Origin of the sequence: Mesorhizobium sp. B2-4-19 (genome assembly GCF_006441315.1) — a bacterium.
Taxonomy (GTDB): domain Bacteria; phylum Pseudomonadota; class Alphaproteobacteria; order Rhizobiales; family Rhizobiaceae; genus Mesorhizobium.
This window is the reverse complement of record NZ_VFUV01000015.1, coordinates 1-15,361: the sequence shown is the minus strand read 5'-3', so window position 1 is coordinate 15,361 and position 15,361 is coordinate 1. Positions and strand designations below refer to the sequence as shown.

General features: G+C 64.3%; 10 protein-coding genes. 7 read left to right on the top strand and 3 right to left on the bottom strand.

Translation table 11 applies throughout. The features are described 5' to 3' along the window. Nucleotides 1-27 precede the first annotated feature (27 nt). The 7 genes from FJ546_RS22555 to FJ546_RS22525 all read left to right on the top strand — a co-directional run bounded on the left by FJ546_RS22555 (nt 28) and on the right by FJ546_RS22525 (nt 8,625). Nucleotides 28-945 (top strand): AraC family transcriptional regulator, encoded by a 918-nt coding sequence (locus tag FJ546_RS22555; RefSeq protein ID WP_140891356.1) that lies wholly within the window; start codon nt 28-30, stop codon nt 943-945. Nucleotides 946-1,139: 194 nt separating this feature from the next. Continuing rightward, nucleotides 1,140-1,658 (top strand): AraC family transcriptional regulator, encoded by a 519-nt coding sequence (locus tag FJ546_RS22550; RefSeq protein WP_140891355.1) that lies wholly within the window; start codon nt 1,140-1,142, stop codon nt 1,656-1,658. A 198-nt stretch (nt 1,659-1,856) separates the two neighbouring features. Beyond that, on the top strand, nt 1,857-6,344 hold the full coding sequence (locus tag FJ546_RS22545; RefSeq protein ID WP_140891354.1) for a YadA-like family protein: 4,488 nt from the start codon (nt 1,857-1,859) through the stop codon (nt 6,342-6,344). Nucleotides 6,345-6,351: 7 nt separating this feature from the next. Then, on the top strand, nt 6,352-6,912 hold the full coding sequence (locus FJ546_RS22540) for an invasion associated locus B family protein (RefSeq protein ID WP_140891353.1): 561 nt from the start codon (nt 6,352-6,354) through the stop codon (nt 6,910-6,912). A gap of 13 nt (nt 6,913-6,925) precedes the next feature. Then, the gene (locus tag FJ546_RS22535; RefSeq protein WP_140891352.1) at nt 6,926-7,594 is read left to right on the top strand and encodes a hypothetical protein; all 669 of its coding nucleotides are present in this window, start codon (nt 6,926-6,928) and stop codon (nt 7,592-7,594) included. A 36-nt stretch (nt 7,595-7,630) separates the two neighbouring features. Next, nucleotides 7,631-8,092 carry a DUF4189 domain-containing protein gene (locus tag FJ546_RS22530; protein ID WP_140891351.1) on the top strand — a complete coding sequence of 154 codons (462 nt, stop codon included), beginning with the start codon at nt 7,631-7,633 and terminating at the stop codon, nt 8,090-8,092. Beyond that, on the top strand, nt 8,077-8,625 hold the full coding sequence (locus FJ546_RS22525) for an invasion associated locus B family protein (RefSeq protein WP_140891350.1): 549 nt from the start codon (nt 8,077-8,079) through the stop codon (nt 8,623-8,625). The genes FJ546_RS22530 and FJ546_RS22525 overlap by 16 nt, the downstream gene beginning before the upstream one ends. A gap of 185 nt (nt 8,626-8,810) precedes the next feature. Here FJ546_RS22525 and FJ546_RS22520 read toward each other — a convergent pair whose 3' ends face one another. The 3 genes from FJ546_RS22520 to FJ546_RS31310 all read right to left on the bottom strand — a co-directional run. Further along, entirely contained in the window at nt 8,811-10,355 is a 1,545-nt protein-coding gene (locus FJ546_RS22520) for an HlyD family type I secretion periplasmic adaptor subunit (protein WP_140891349.1), read from the bottom strand. Then, nucleotides 10,352-12,481 carry a type I secretion system permease/ATPase gene (locus FJ546_RS22515; RefSeq protein ID WP_140891459.1) on the bottom strand — a complete coding sequence of 710 codons (2,130 nt, stop codon included), beginning with the start codon at nt 12,479-12,481 and terminating at the stop codon, nt 10,352-10,354. The genes FJ546_RS22520 and FJ546_RS22515 overlap by 4 nt, the downstream gene beginning before the upstream one ends. Nucleotides 12,482-12,659: 178 nt before the next feature. After that, a partial coding sequence (locus FJ546_RS31310; RefSeq protein WP_181168048.1) for a hypothetical protein occupies nt 12,660-15,361 on the bottom strand: 2,702 nt, incomplete at its 5' end.

The following is a 15,361-nucleotide window of genomic DNA, read 5'->3' as shown; positions in this document are numbered from 1 at the left end:
GGCGGCAAGGCGGCTGAGGCGACGCGAATGAAAAATGCGGGCGAAGCTCGGGAAAGCGGCGTTTCCCGGGGCGTCGATCGGGTAGCCCGATATGTCCTGGACATCATTCCAGAAAGTGCCGGTCCCAGAAGAGCCACCGCGCGTGGCAGCGTCATCTATTCCGTCCGCGGTCCCGGGTCGCAGACGTTCCTGGCCAGGGAACATTCCGCGGGCATCGTGCTGAGACCTGGGCGCAAATTCAGAGCCTCGCTCGGCAGCGACAAGATCACGCAATACGATGCGCCGGTCGGATGCCTCGTCATCAATCCCGCTGGAGTCGACAGCACCTTGGCTTGGTCGCAGACCAGGGAAAACGCCGTCATTTCCATCTCCCCCGAAGCACTATCGGAGCTGGCCGCGCACGAGTTCGATCGCTCCGACTTGGAGCTTGAGCCGCCTGCGTTCGGCAAGGTCGACCTGAGGGCGTTCAACATCGCCCAGATGATCACCGCGGAGCTGACCGGCAAGCTGCCGCCGAACGAGCTCTACCTGGACTCGCTGCTCACCGTGTTCGGCGTGCATCTGCTGCGCACCTACACTGGCCGCAGCCGGCAGACCGCGTCGCCCAAGGGCGGGCTCTCCGCCGCCGGCGCCCGACGCGTGCGCGAATATCTCGACGAGAATTTCGTGCGGAAGGTCATGGTCGCCGAGCTGGCTTCGGTCGCGGGGGTTTCGCCCAATCATTTCATAGCAAGGTTCGCCAGCACGTTCGGCATGCCGCCGCACCGATACCTGATCAACCTGCGCCTGGACTTCGCGGAAAAGTTACTCGTTGACGGCGAGCTTGCAATCGCCGAAGTCGCCTACCTCGCAGGGTTTTCGGATCAGAGTCATCTGGCCGCAACCATGAAGAGGTACAGGGGCAGAACACCGACCATGACCGGATATGCGCCGGGCAGAAACTGAAAGCTCGGGATGGCAAAGTGGCAACACCTGCCTTCCGATAATCCAAGACCGGAATTTCCTACTAAGCTTCCGGAGTTTTCCAAAATACGTCCGCCACCACTGTGCCGCAGGCATTACGGGAGTCATTCGAAGTAGCATGCAGCCTGTGCACTATTCGCCATCTGGCCGGACTGATCGAATGAACCGGAGCGACAATGCAGCCACAGCTCGATCAATCACGAATTGTTTTTGGGGGGAACGGGGAGGGCGGTCTCGGGTTGAATTCCATCTGCGAAATATCAAGGGACCGAAAGATGCGGTCTGATGATGGCCCTCCGGGATCGGCATCCGGACCCGGTCCGGCGCGACAGCCGGCGCTGAACGTGAAAGGCGGGCTTTCCGCCCACAGCGCGCGCAAGGTGCGGGATTTCCTGGATCAGAATTTTACGCGCAAGATAGCGCTTGCCGAAATGGCGGCGGTTTGCGGGCTGTCGTCCTATCATTTCGTGCGGGCTTTCTCGCGGACGTTCGGGGTGCCGCCGCATCAATATGTGCTTGATCTGCGGTTGGGCTTCGCCGAAAGACTGCTTGCCGAAAGCCGCATGACGATCGCCGATATCGCCCATTTGAGCGGCTTTTCGAGCCAGAGCCATTTTACTACCGTGATGAAGAAATACCGGCGATCGACGCCTTTGCAGGCTCGCTTCGGCAAGCTTGATTCGAAGCTTAAGTGATATATTGGTCGCGTCGTTGTTTTAGTCTGCATTATTAAAGCTCTAACTAAAGTAACTATCCGTTAACTCCCGCGAAGTTGCCGCGATTTTTTCTGACAAAACAGCAATTTCCTGAAATACGGCAAACCAGAATCATGGCTTTCTGCGACTGCTGGAATTGTCGGATATTTCCTGACGGCTGGCGAACGGAGAGGGACCATGACCGACAATTACATTTCGAGTGGCTCGTTTGTTCAGCACCGCACGGCGCATTTCGCCAGGCATTGGATTGCGGGGGCCGATCCCCGCTCTCGCTCGGTTCGCCGCCGGCTGATGGCGGTGCTGCGCATGGCGCACCGCGTGCTCGGCATGCGGCGCAACGGATCTGGACTCGGCATGCTCGGCATCGGCAAGATGGTGGCGGCGGCGCTGGGTGCGATCGCATTGGGCGGCATCGCCACGCCGGCATCAGCACAGGTTTTCGGCGGCGGCGGCACGGCGAACGGGGTACGCGGTATCGCGTTTGGATCCGGAGCCGTGCAAAACGGAGCCGACTCGATAGCCGAGGGCACCAATGCCAGTGCGGGTGCCCAGAATGCCGTCGCGATCGGCTTCGGCTCGATCGCCTCCCAGATCAACTCCATCTATCTTGGCTCACGAACAGTCGCCGGAACAGGCAGTACTGCGACGAGCGCAATCGGCATCGGTACGGATGTCACGGCTTCCCAGGCCGACGCCATCGCGGTCGGACGGTCATCCCTTGCGTCGGCGCAATACTCGGTGGCTCTTGGCCTAAACGCCAAAGCCACAGGCGCGGGTGGCGCGATGGCGCTGGGCCAAGGCACGATCGCAAGCAACGTCAATTCCGTAGCGCTCGGTGTTCAGGCCCAAGCCACCGCGGCTGGTGCCAACGCCTTGGGTACCTTCTCCGTCGCTTCGGGAGGGAATTCCACTGCCGTCGGCACCAGTTCCTTGGCTAGCGGCGCTAGTTCGTTCGCCGGAGGCTGGTCATCGGTCGCCAGTGGCGCCAATTCCACCGCGCTCGGCATCGGCTCCAATGCAAGCGCAATGTCTTCCGTTGCCATCGGCCAGAGCTCGCAAGCCTCGGATGTATTTGCGGTGGCGCTTGGGCGCGAGGCGAATGCATCGGGCAGCAGTTCCGTGGCATTGGGTCGGCTCAGTCAAGCGAGTGCGCTCAACGCCATAGCGTTGGGTCAAAGCTCCAACGCCAGCGCCAACTATTCAATGGCGCTCGGGCGCGCAGCGCTGGCGCCGGGCGTCGCTTCCACCGCCATCGGAAACGCCGCGCAATCAGGCGGAGACTTCGCAAACGCGATCGGTTCCGAGTCCAATGCTTCGGGCGCTCGGTCGCTTGCGGTCGGAGCCAATGCGACTGCGTCGGCGGCCAGCGCCATCGCCATCGGCACGACCTCAATTGCGAGTGGCACCGCCAGCACAGCGGTCGGTAACGTCGCTGTAGCCAGCGGCGCAAACGCCTCCTCGTTCGGGTCCGGCGCGAACGCGACAGGAGACAATTCCCTCGCCGCCGGCGTCAGCGCCAACGCAGGCGGGGCAGGCAGTACCGCACTCGGCATCGGCGCCAATGCGTCGGCGACGAGCGCCATCGCCGTCGGCAACAATGCCAAGGCCAGTTCGGCCGAAGCGGTCGCCATGGGCACCAATGCGGTGGCGACCGGCGGCAAGGCCGTCTCCATCGGTTCCGGCAACACCGCCTATGGCGACGGCGCGGTTTCCATCGGCGATCCCAGCTATGCCAGCGGCACCGGCGCCTTCACCGGCGGCGCCAACAACATCGCCAACAGCGACGGCACGGCAAGTGCCTCCGCGGCCAATATGGCGGCGGGCGCCGTCGCCATCGGCAACAGCAACAAGGCGATCGGGCAAGGCTCCGTGGCGCTGGGCAACGGCTCGACGGCGGGTGCCGCCGGCCTCGCCGGCAATGTCGCGCTGGGCGACGGTGCCACCGCGGCGGCAAGCTCCGGCGACGTGGCGCTCGGCTCCGGCTCGGTGACGGTCGCAGCGGTCGGCACGCCCAATGCCGTGATCAACGGCACGACCTATGCCTTCCAGGGCACCAATCCGACCTCGACGGTCAGCATCGGCGCGCCCGGCGCGGAACGCACGCTCACCAACCTGGCGGCTGGGCGGATCAGTGGCTCCTCAACGGATGCGATCAACGGCTCGCAGCTCTTCGCCACCAACCAGGCGGTCGACGCCATCGGCGCAACGCTCAACAACATCAATGTCGGCGGCGGCATCAAGTATTTCCACGCCAATTCGGCCCTGCCGGATTCCCAGGCCCTTGGAACGAATTCCGTCGCTGTCGGACCCAACGCCGTGGCCAACAATGCCGGCGATGTGGCGATCGGCCTGAATTCAGCATCGGGCGCAACGACAAATGTCGGCGGAGCGACGATCGGCGGCGTGAACTACACCTTCGCCGGTGGCACGCCGGCGGGCGCCTTCTCGGTCGGGTCGGCTGGCGCCGAGCGCCAGATCCAGAACGTCGCGGCCGGACAGTTGAATGGCGGCTCGACCGACGCGGTCAACGGCTCGCAGCTCTTCGCCACCAACCAGCAGGTCACGCAGAACACGACCGATATCGCCAATATCGGCAGTGGCGTCACCAATCTCGGCAACACGATCAACAACATCGCCGGCGACACCTCGACCGCCTATACCGACGCCAATGGCATAGGCATCCGCTACGCCCGCACCAACGAGGCCGGACTGGCGCAAACCGATTCCTTCGCGCAAGGGGTCGGCTCCACCGCCGTCGGCTACCAGGCGACCGCGACCGGCGTCAGCGGGCTGGCGCTCGGCCGCGACACACAGGCCAGCATCGACGGCAGCGTGGCGCTCGGCTCGGGTTCCGTCTCGGATCGCGCGATCGCTCCGGCTTCCGGGCAGATCGCGGCCGGGCCGTCCAACTTCATCCAGTACAACACCACCGACAAGGCGCTGCTCGGCGCCGTGTCGGTCGGCACCACCTCGGCGTACCGGCAGATCACCAACGTCGCCGACGGCACGCAGAATCAGGACGCGGTGACGGTGCGCCAGCTCGCCGGCGCCATCGCCGCCGTGTCGGTCACCTCGACCAAGTACTTCCATGCCAATTCGACGGCGGGCGACTCGCTGGCGGTCGGCGCGGAATCGGTCGCGGTCGGCCCGACGACGGTCGTCAACGGCGATAATGGCGTCGGCATCGGCAACGGCGCCGTCGTCGACCAGACCGCACCCGGCGGAACGGCCATCGGCCAGAATGCCCATGTGATGCTGGCCGACGGATTGGCACTCGGCACCAATTCGCTGGCTTCCGGCATCCAGTCGGTGGCGCTCGGCGCCGGCGCCCAAAGCACCTTCGTCAACAGCGTCGCGCTTGGAGCGCAATCCGTCACCACGGTCGGCGCGCAGGCGAACTACACGGCCTACGCGCTGTCAGGCTCACAGACCTCGGTCGGCGAAGTGTCGATCGGCGGCGCTGGAGCCGAACGCAAGCTCACCAATGTAGCGGCGGGCTCGGCCAACACCGACGCCGTCAACGTCTCGCAGCTTAAGGGCGTGTCGCAAAACATCAGCAACCTGTTCGGCGGCGGCACCACGGTCAATCCCGACGGTTCGATCACCGGCCCGACCTATACGATCCAGGGCAACAATTATTCGACCGTCTATGACGGGTTCACGGCCGTCAACAACGCGCTGACCAACATCAGCAATGGCGGCGGCATCAAGTATTTCCACGCCAATTCGACGCTGGCCGACTCCACCGCCAGCGGCACCGACAGCGTGGCGATCGGGCCGGCCAGCGTGGCCAGCGGCACCAACAGCCTTGCCGCCGGCAATGGCTCGACAGCCACGGGACAAGGCGCGGTCGCGCTCGGCCAGGGCGCCAAGGCCAACAACGCCAATGACGTGGCGCTCGGTTCGGGCTCGGTGACGCAGGCCGCGGTCGGCACCTCCAGCACCGTCATCAACGGCAAGACCTACGCCTTCGCCGGCACCACCCCGACCGGGACCGTCAGCGTCGGCGACGCCGGTGCCGAGCGCACGATCACCAATGTCGCCGCCGGACGGGTCAACGCCGGCAGCACCGATGCGATCAACGGCTCGCAGCTCTACGCCACCAACACGGCGGTCGAGGATTTGAAATCGGGCCTCGGATCGCTCACCCAGAATGCCGTCACCTATGACACCAATCCGGACGGCAGCAAGAAGAACAGCATCACGCTGCAGGGTGGCGACGTCAACGCGCCGGTGGTCATCTCCAATGTCGGCCCCGGTGTTGCCGGCACCGATGCGGTCAACGTCACCCAGATGAACAACCGCGTCGATTACGCCATCAGCACGTCCAACAGCTACACCGACAAGGTGGCCGCCACGACCTTGCAGCAGGCCAACAACTATACCGACCAGAAGCTCAGCCAGCTCAATACCGACATCGACGGCATACGCGACGAAGCCCGCCAGGCGGCGGCGATCGGCCTTGCCGCGGCCTCGCTGCGGTATGACGACCGTCCCGGCAAGCTCAGCGTCGCGGCGGGCGGCGGCTTCTGGCGGGATTCGAGCGCCCTGGCCTTCGGTGCGGGCTACACGAGCGAGGACGGCCGCATCCGCGGCAACGTGTCGGGCACGGCCGCCGGCGGTCATGTCGGCGTAGGCGCGGGCATCAGCTTCACCTTGAACTGAGGCAGGAATGAAAGGACTTGCCGTACTGACTTGCCTGGTGCTCTGCGGCGGCCTCGCGCCGGCCGCGGGACAGGTGACGTCGCCCTACAGGATCAAGCCTTCGGATGTGGTGCTGCCGCCCGACGTGAAGCTGGGAACCTATCAGCGCACGATCCGTCCCTTCGAAAACTGGACGCTGATCTGCGACGAGAACCTCAAGGCCCGCAAGAAGGTCTGCAATGTCTCGCAGGTGATCGAGGATTCCTCGGGCAAGATGGCCTTCAGCTGGTCGCTTGCCGCCACGCAAGACGGCAAGCCCTACATGATCGTTCGCACCGCGCCGAACGCCAGGAGCGACGGCCTGGTGTCGCTGAAATTCGACGGGCGGGACCAGGCGATCGACGTCCACCTGAACGGCTGCAATGAGGTGGTCTGTGTCGGCATGCTGCCGGTCGGCCCCGTCATGCGCCAGCAGATCACGCAGAATGCGACGCCGGCGATTTCCTATCCGACCGTCGACGGCAAGACGATCACCGTGACCGCAGCAACACTCAAGGGGCTGTCGGCAGCCCTTTCGCCACTCAAATGACCGGGGCAACACAATGAGCCAGCAGGACCAGTTCATGTCCGCAAAACGCAGCAGCCCGGCCGTCGAGGCGGATCGGCAGCGGCTCGTCGAAACGAGACCGCGGCGGTGGCCGCGCGTCGTCGGATTTTCATTGTTGGGGCTCGCCGTGGCCGGCCTTGGCTTCGCCGCCGGGAACTACGCCGCGATCGCCAATCTGGTCGGCAGCGCGACGGCCGCACAGGCTGAGACCGCCAACCCGGCGCTTCCGGACACGCCTTTCCTCGAGCATGTCAAGCAGGCCGGGGTGCAGGCCTGTTCGACCATCTATCCGGTGCTCGGGCAGATCTTGACGACAGGCACGAAATACAGCGTCAAATCCTTGTGGAACGACCAGGCCGCAGACAAGCATGCGGTCCAGGCCTTCGTCGGCATGGACTATGCGACGGAACGCTATAGCGGACCTGCCGCGGGCGTCGTTTTCGCATCGCCCACCGCTTCGGGTTGCGAAGGGACGATGGTGCGGGTGGCGCCGTTCGCCAGCCCATGCGCCGATCTCCAGTCCATTCTTCCGCAAGGCAGCAAGATCACCGACCATCTCGGGCAGGTCGAGGTTTACGAGCTCGGCGGCAATGCCGGTGAGGCCCTTCTCTTGCCGACAGGCAAAAGCTGCGTGGTGATCTCCGTCGCCTCGGCGGCGAAGTAGGTAAAGCGACCAGGATCAAGGAAAGGGGTGCCGACCATGAGATTACGGGCTTTGGCAGTTTTGGGCTTGACCTTGTTGTGGAGCGGACACGTCGTCTCGGCCGACCTGGTGGCACCTTCGGAACCGCAGCAGGAGGAAAAAGGCATCTGGGCGGCCATCGCCTATTCGCAGTCCGACAGCAAATACGGCTTCTTCTGGGGCGCCGACAAGCGGCAGGAGGCGAAGGACATCGCGCAGAAATATTGCGAGAACGCCGGCGGCAAGGCCTGCAACGTCGTCTCCGTCTTCCGCAACCATCGCCATTGGACTGATGACGACGAGACCGGCTTTCCCTACAAGCATTGCGGCGCGCTCGCCATGGCCGACAAGGTCGAGAACCGTTTCACGCCCTGGGGCGTGAATTCGGCCGAGACCCGCCGGGAGGCCGAAGACCTTGCCTTGCAGACCTGCGAGGCGTCAGGGGCCAAATGCAAGATTCGCGAATGGGTCTGCACATGAAGCGTGGCCTCAAGGCCGCCTGCGCATACGGGACAATCGCATTCTCGTTGATGTCGCCAGCGTCGGCTCAACAAAAGGCAGCGGCTGCTCCAGATGGACCGTCATCGTTGCGCGAAGTCTATCAGGACTGGAGCGTGGCTTGCTCTGTCCAGGAGAATGCGAGGGTTTGCTCGCTTTCACAGGACCAGGTCCAGAAGAATGGCCAAAGGCTGCTTGCCATGGAGATACAGAGGCGCGCGGACGGGTCGACGATGGCCACCCTGCTTCTGCCCTTCGGCATCTTGCTCGATCCGGGCGTGACGCCGCAGATCGACGATCAGCCGCCATTGTCCCCGCAGCGCTTCAGGACCTGCCTGCCGACAGGCTGCATCGCGGTGTTTTCCATTGACCGATCCGTGCTCGGAAAGCTGAGGGTAGGCGAGGTGCTGAAGCTCAATGTCACGACAGATGCGGAGACGCCACTGACATTCCCGGTGTCGCTGCATGGCCTGACCGCGGCGCTCGACCGCATGGTCGCGTTGAGCGCACGGTAGGGACGAGGAACTGCGTGCCGGCCGCCTTTGCCGGGTTCCATGGAACGTTGGCGAGCCGAGGTCGTTTAGTCCCGGCTCCGCCGTCACCGGATCGTGATGATGAGGAACCTATGTCAAACCCACGCTCGTGAAACGTGGAAAGCTGACCGAGCGCACGGCACAAATCGTGGCTCGGCCGGGATACATCATCTCTCTCTGAACGCCTCGGAAGCTACCTTGGCGAGCGGCGACAGCAGGTAGTCGATGACGCGGCGGCTGTCGGTTTTGATTTCCACGCTCACCGTCATGCCCGAAGTCAGAGGGATCATCCCGCCGTTTATGTTTATCGCCTGTTCCTCGAGCGCGATGGTGACCGGGAAGACAAAGCTCTGAGGCTGCCCCGCCTGGCTGGCGGGCGCAGCAGTCGTATTGGCGGCGGCTACCGCGTTGGCGAGCCCGCGCTTGGCCTCCTGCTCCTCGACCGCTTCGGAGGCGATGCGCGTCACTCGGCCGTGCAGCACGCCGAAACGAGTGAAGGGAAAGGCGTCGACCTTGATCGCCGCGCTCTGGCCAAGCTTGATAAAGCCGATGTCGAGGTTGGCGACGAGCGCCTCAACCTGCAGCGTCCCATCCGTCGGCGCTACGACCAGGAGCTGCTGCCCTGTCGTCACGACTTGACCGACCGTGGTCACGGCGATCTGCTGCGCGACGCCGTCAGCCGGTGAATAGAGCTTGGTACGTGCGAGGCGAGCGTCCGCCTTGACGACCGCCTGTTTGGCTTCGTCCGCCTTGCGCTCGGCGTCGGCGAGCTTGTTGTCGTTGTCGGCTACGAATTGCGAGAGCGTCATGATCTTCTCGCTCCCAAGCTCCTTCAGGGCGGCATCGGTCTCGATAAGTTGCCCTTCGTCCGACGCCAGCGACGATTGCGATTTCTCCAGCTGCTGCGTGGAGTCGTAGAGATTGATCTTGCTGCCGACTTCACGATTGAGCGCCTCCTGGCGGGTGCCGACGAGCTGTGTCAGTGTTTCGATCAACTTGTTCTGGTAGGCGATGCTCATATTGAGGCGCTGACGCGTCGCGTCCTTCTGCAGGACCTGCTTGTCGAGGCTTTGCAAGGCGCCGATGAGCTGGTCGAGGTCGGCCATCAGTACTGAAGCCTCGCGCAGGCGGGTCGCTTCCGGCAACTCGATGTCCCAGGCAATCCTCGGCTCGGGGTCAGCGGCGGCTTGCGCCAGTTGCGCGACAATGACCTCGCCCGCATTTGCTTCGCTCGATTTCGCTGGACCGTCGAGCACCGCGCGCGCCGTCGCGATGGCAAACCGCCGCCGTGCGATCTCGGCGAGGTTTGCATCAAGTCCGTCGCGTTGCGCGTTTTCCTCAGCCGCCGGCTCCGCGGGGTCCATCTCCAGCAGCAGGTCTCCCGCCTTCACGCGCTGCCCGTTCTGAACATGTATTGCCGCGATCTTGCCGGGGTCGAGCGGCTGTATCACCTTGGCGTGCCCGGCCGTGTCGATTCTGCCGGGCGCCACGGCGTGGACGTCGAGCCGGCCGTAGAACGACCATGCGAGCGCGGCGGCGAAGAAGGCGCAAATCGTCAGCATCGTGATGACGGACAGCGGCGGCGCCGGCGTTTCCAGTATTTCAATCGCCGCAGGCAGGAATTCGCGATCGCGACCAGATATAATGGCCACGGATTGGCTGACTGGACGCGGCGATGGCGAAGGCAGCGGCGGCAAGGTTCTCTCATTCATGGCTCGGCCCTCGCCTGATCCGATTGCAGCGCCCAGAGCCGGGCGTAGAGGCCGCCTTTGCGCGCGAGGAGTTCCTCGTGGCTTCCGATCTCGACGATCTCGCCCCTTTCCATTCCGACAATGCGCGTGCATGGACGCACCGCCGCCAGGCGATGGGCGATGATCAGCACCGTGCGGCCGCGCACGATTGCACGCATATTCTCCTGGACGATGCGTTCGCTCTCGTAGTCGAGCGCCGAGGTCGCCTCGTCGAAGATGAGGATGCGCGGATTGGTGGCGAGCGCGCGGGCAATGGCGATGCGTTGGCGCTGTCCTCCCGAGAGATTGGCGCCGCGCTCCTCGATGATCGTGTCGTAGCCTTGCGGCATCTGCGCGATGAACTCGTCGGCGCCGGCGAGCCTGGCTGCCTGGATCACCCACGCCCGCGCCACGGCGGGATCGCCGAGTGCAATATTTTCGTGGATTGACCGGTTGAACAGGATGTTTTCCTGCAACACGACCCCGATCTGACGGCGAAGCCATCCCGGATCGAGCTGGGCGATATCGACGCCGTCGAGCATTACCTGCCCAGCCTGCGGCGAATAGAGCCTTTGCACCACCTTGACCAGCGTCGACTTGCCCGAACCCGACGCACCGACGAAACCGATGACTTCGCCCGGGGCGATCGACAGCGTGACATTGCGCAGGGCCTCGGCCGCATCGGGCCGATAGCGCAGCGACACGCCGCGCAGTTCGATCGCTCCATTCGGGGGCGGCAGCGTCAGCAGATTCTGAGGCACGGGTTCTGGTGGCGTGTTCAGGATGTCGCCGAGCCGCGCCACCGAAACCTGGACCTGCTGGAAATCTTGCCAGAGCTGCGAGAGGCGAAGGATCGGCGCAACGACCTGGGAGGCGATCATGTTGAACGCGATCAACTCGCCGACCGTCATAGCGCCGTCGATCACCGCTTCAGCACCGAAGAGCAGGATCAACGCCGTCGTCACCTTGCTCACATATTGGATGAGGTTCAGGCCGAGCGCGCCGGTGATGCCGGCGTCGAACGAGGTGCGGACGTACGCGGCAAGCCGCTCCTCCCATTGCGCCTGCATCATCGGCTCGACGCTCGCCGCCTTCAGGGTCGGCGCGCCGACAATCGATTCAACAAGAAACTGCTGCGACCGCGCGCCGCGGTTGAACTTTTCATTGATCTGCTCGCGAAGAACCGGGCGGATCAGCACCGCGATCAGGAGATAGACGGGGATCGTGCCGAGCACGACCAGCGTCAGTCTTTCCGAATAGATGAACATCACGACGAAGAAGACCAGCGTGAAGACGAGGTCGAGCAGCGCGGTAAGCCCCTGTCCGGTCAGGAAGTTGCGGATCGTTTCGAGCTCGCGCACGCGCGCGACCGTCTGGCCGGTCGCGCGCGTCTCGAAATAGGCGAGCGGCAGGCGGAAGAGGTGATGGAAAAGGCGCCGGCCGAGCTCGACGTCGATCCGGTTGGTGGTGTGGCTCAGCGTATAGGCGCGCAGGAATTGCAGGACCGAGTCGAACAGCCCCAGCGTCACCAGGCCGACGATCAGCACGGTGAGCGTCGACACCCCCTTGTGCACCAGCACCTTGTCGACGATGAGCTGGAAGAACACCGGCGTGATCAGCGCGAACAGTTGCACGAAGAGCGACGCGAGCACGACCTGGGCGAGAGGCCGCCGGTAACGCAGGATCGAGGGCAGGAACCAGCGGAATCCGAAAGTTCTGGGGTTTGTGCCTGCCCCACCCAGACGACGCGTGACCAGCACAACCTCGCCCGAGGAGAGCGCCGCGATGTCCGCGATCGGCAGCTCCCGAGCAATGCGGGCGATAGGATCGAGCAGCCGTGCGAGCCCCTTAGTGGGTGAAGCTGCCAGCACGCCGAAGGTGCCGTCCTTGAGGCCGATCAGGGCGGGATAGGGAACGGCGGCGAGGCGCTTGGCCGTGATGCGGCGCAGGATTCGAGAGCGCAGCTCCAGGATGTTGGCGCCGCGCACGATATCCTCGACCGCGGCGAATCGCCCCGTCAGCGCGAGCTGATGGCGCATCTGCGCCGGATCGGCGGCGATGCGGTAGTATCCCGCGATCACCGCCAGCCCGGCCAGGCCAGAGTCCATCGGCGTGAACGGCGGCGCGGGCGCAGGTCCGACTCTGGATAGCTCGGTCGGCGCGCGCTCTGCCTCGGGCGGCTCGGCCTCTGCGGTCAGGGCGATGATGTCACTGCTTGCTTGGTCCAACGCCACGCCCCCTAAAAGAAAGGCCGAGCCGGGTTCCCGGCTCGGCCGAAGCCACCTGTCACACCGTGGGTGCCGTCAGCTTGATGTTGAGCGTGCCCGTCCCGACCTCCGTGAAGCTGGTCGGGGCGCTCGCATAGGCGTCGGCGTCCCGCAGCGCGAGGTCGAAGGCCATGCTGACGTCCGTGCCTGCGACGAAGGTTCCGGCGCTCACCGCGCCCACGTCGAACGAGTGATTGGCGTTGTTGTAAGTCGTGTCGACGTTGGTCGCCACCAGGCGGTCGAACCCGTCGGCGGTGCTGGCGAGGATATAGACGCCAGGAATGTATTTGAGGCCCTCCACATCCACGCCGTTGCCGTCCCCCGTCGGATCGAAATTGACCGTCACGGACTCGGTCTTGCCGCCGGAGGTGATCGGTTTCGTCCCACTCCCTGTGAAATCGGCGAGGAGTGTCTCATTGCCGCTGCTGTCGAAGGTGACGAGCTTGACTTCGGTGATCGCGTCCTGGTTCGAATCGCTCGGAAACGTCCCCACTCCGGGGGTGAGCGACCCTTGAGCGATGTCGTAGGCGTCGAGGCGGATGTCGACGGTCGCGTTCGGGCCGCCCGACCCATTGACTTGAGCCAGGGTGAAGCCGCTGTCGTTGACCTCGTAGTGGCCGGCATAGCCGAGAGTGCCGAGGGACTTCAGGTCGTTCGTGGTGTTGATCGAATGGACGTCGTTGACGAAGTCGATCCGGATGGCGTTGCCGTCCTTGACCGACTGGGCATCGGTGCCGGTGCCGATCGAACTGGGGTTGACCGTGTCCGTGCCGGCAGTCTTGCCGGTGAAGACCACCGACATGCCCGGGGTGACCGGCTGCTTCGTCGTCGGGTTGAACGGTAACGAGAACCAGGCGTAGTCGCCGGCCGGAACGTCGGCGAAGTCGCTGAACAGGGTATGCGAGCCGTTGCCGATCGCCTGTAGCATGTCGAACGTGTACTGGTTGTTGGCCGGATCCGTCGTGATGGTGAACACGTCGTCCGCAGCAATCAGGCCGTTGGGGTCGGTCGTCGCGGTCAGTGTGCCCGTGCCGAAGCCGAACAGGTAGATGGGCGACCCGCCCGCTGTTGTCAGGGGAGTCCCGGTCGCGCCGCTGTCGAGCTGGCCCGTGAGTTGCGAGCCGTTCGTGCCGGTGAAGGTCAGGGCGCCGAAGCCGTCGGCCCCGGCGTGGTCATCGATGTTCAGGGCGGGGTACGGATCATTCGCACCGCCAGTCAGGTATTTGGTGGCCGTCGAGCCGGCGGCGTCCTGGATGTTGTCCGCACTGGCGATCGGCACCGGCGTGAAGTTTTCCGGCACGTCGTCGACGACCGTCACCGCCAGCGCCGCGAGGGCCGCGGTGGCTTGGCTGCCGTCAGCGTCGGTCGCCTGGACGATCGAACCGAAGTCGATCTCGGTCGACTTCGAGTCGCTCGCGCCCGGCGCATGATCGACAGGCGCGTCGAGCGTGAAGGTGAAATCGCCGGCGTTCGCGCCGTTCTTGGTCAGCGCGAGCGTGAACACGGTGGTCGTAGCCGCTCCGACGGTGTAGGAGGCGGTCAAGATGTCGGTGGTGGTATCGACCGAATAGGACAACGCGTGCCCGCCCGACTCGAGGTTCTGGCTCGTCAGGCTGGATGTATCGCTTGAAAGCCCGTAGGTGAGCGGCTTGTCGACGCCCGGGTTGAAGAGCGTCGAGACCGAGCCCGTGGCGGTGGTCGCGCTGGTCGGGTCGTCCAGCGCGACCAGTCCGTCCTCGTAGACCGTCTTCGCCACCGTGCTCGTGCTGGCGGTCGGCACGCTGTCCTCGAAGATGATGTGCGCGCCGACTTCCGTGGTGTCGGTTTGGGTGCTCGACTGCGTTTGGGAGACGTTGAGGATGTCGAAGCCCGCGCCCTTGGGTGGGTTGTTGTTTTCAACCACGAACTGGTCGAACAGCGTGCTGCCGGTGAGGATTTGAATCGTCTCGTGGACGGCGAGATTGTTGACGGTCCCATCGGGGGCGCTAGCGGTGCCTCCGAAGGTGATGCCATGGTTGAGAGAGGGGGCCTGCGCCGAGTCGGCGACCAAGGTCCCGCCGACCCCGCCGGTCCAGACCTTGATTTCGGTGAGTGGCACTGTATTGACAGTGGTGTCCGCGTAAGAGCCAGGGCCAGAGCTAAAAGTGCCAGCGGACTCGTTCTGGGCGACGATCTTTACGCTGATCGTTTTGCCGGTCGGGGTCACCTGGCTGATGTCGAAGCTCGCGCCGGTGCCTTCGATGAAGGTCGAGATGCTGAGCGAGTTGTCGGTGAGGAAGGTCTTGTCCTTGGTGTTGGTGGTCGTGCTGTAGCCCGTGGTGGTGACGAAATCGAAGCGCAGGGCCCCGCCGGGCGTGATCGACTGGCTGTCGCTGCCGTCGCCGACCGAGCTGGTGTTGACCGTGTCGAGCTTGGTGGTATCGAGCCCGGTCACGATGACCGTTGCTGTCCCGGTGGTGTTGTTGAACGGCAGCCAGTAATTTTGTCCGGGCTGCTTGGTACCGATCAAGAACGACGAGGTGGTGGTGGTCGACCCGCTGACATAGACGAGGGTGGAGAGATCGAGGGTGTTCGCGTCCTCCCCTAGCGCCGGCTTCGTGTTGGCGAGAGCTTCGTACTGCACGACCCAGATCGTGGCGCCGCTGCTCGTCGGCTGCAGCAGGAGCGCGAACGCGACCGTGCCGGTGCTGTTCGTCTCGCGGCCGAGCACGATGTCGGGAT

Coding starts and splice junctions, on each gene's coding strand:
- FJ546_RS22520 (WP_140891349.1), bottom strand. CDS start 10,355: ATGAATGAGAGAACCTTGCCGCCGCTGCCTTCGCCATCGCCGCGTCCA.
- FJ546_RS22540 (WP_140891353.1), top strand. CDS start 6,352: ATGAAAGGACTTGCCGTACTGACTTGCCTGGTGCTCTGCGGCGGCCTC.
- FJ546_RS22515 (WP_140891459.1), bottom strand. CDS start 12,481: ATGGACTCTGGCCTGGCCGGGCTGGCGGTGATCGCGGGATACTACCGC.
- FJ546_RS22545 (WP_140891354.1), top strand. CDS start 1,857: ATGACCGACAATTACATTTCGAGTGGCTCGTTTGTTCAGCACCGCACG.
- FJ546_RS22555 (WP_140891356.1), top strand. CDS start 28: ATGAAAAATGCGGGCGAAGCTCGGGAAAGCGGCGTTTCCCGGGGCGTC.
- FJ546_RS22550 (WP_140891355.1), top strand. CDS start 1,140: ATGCAGCCACAGCTCGATCAATCACGAATTGTTTTTGGGGGGAACGGG.
- FJ546_RS22530 (WP_140891351.1), top strand. CDS start 7,631: ATGAGATTACGGGCTTTGGCAGTTTTGGGCTTGACCTTGTTGTGGAGC.
- FJ546_RS22535 (WP_140891352.1), top strand. CDS start 6,926: ATGAGCCAGCAGGACCAGTTCATGTCCGCAAAACGCAGCAGCCCGGCC.
- FJ546_RS22525 (WP_140891350.1), top strand. CDS start 8,077: ATGGGTCTGCACATGAAGCGTGGCCTCAAGGCCGCCTGCGCATACGGG.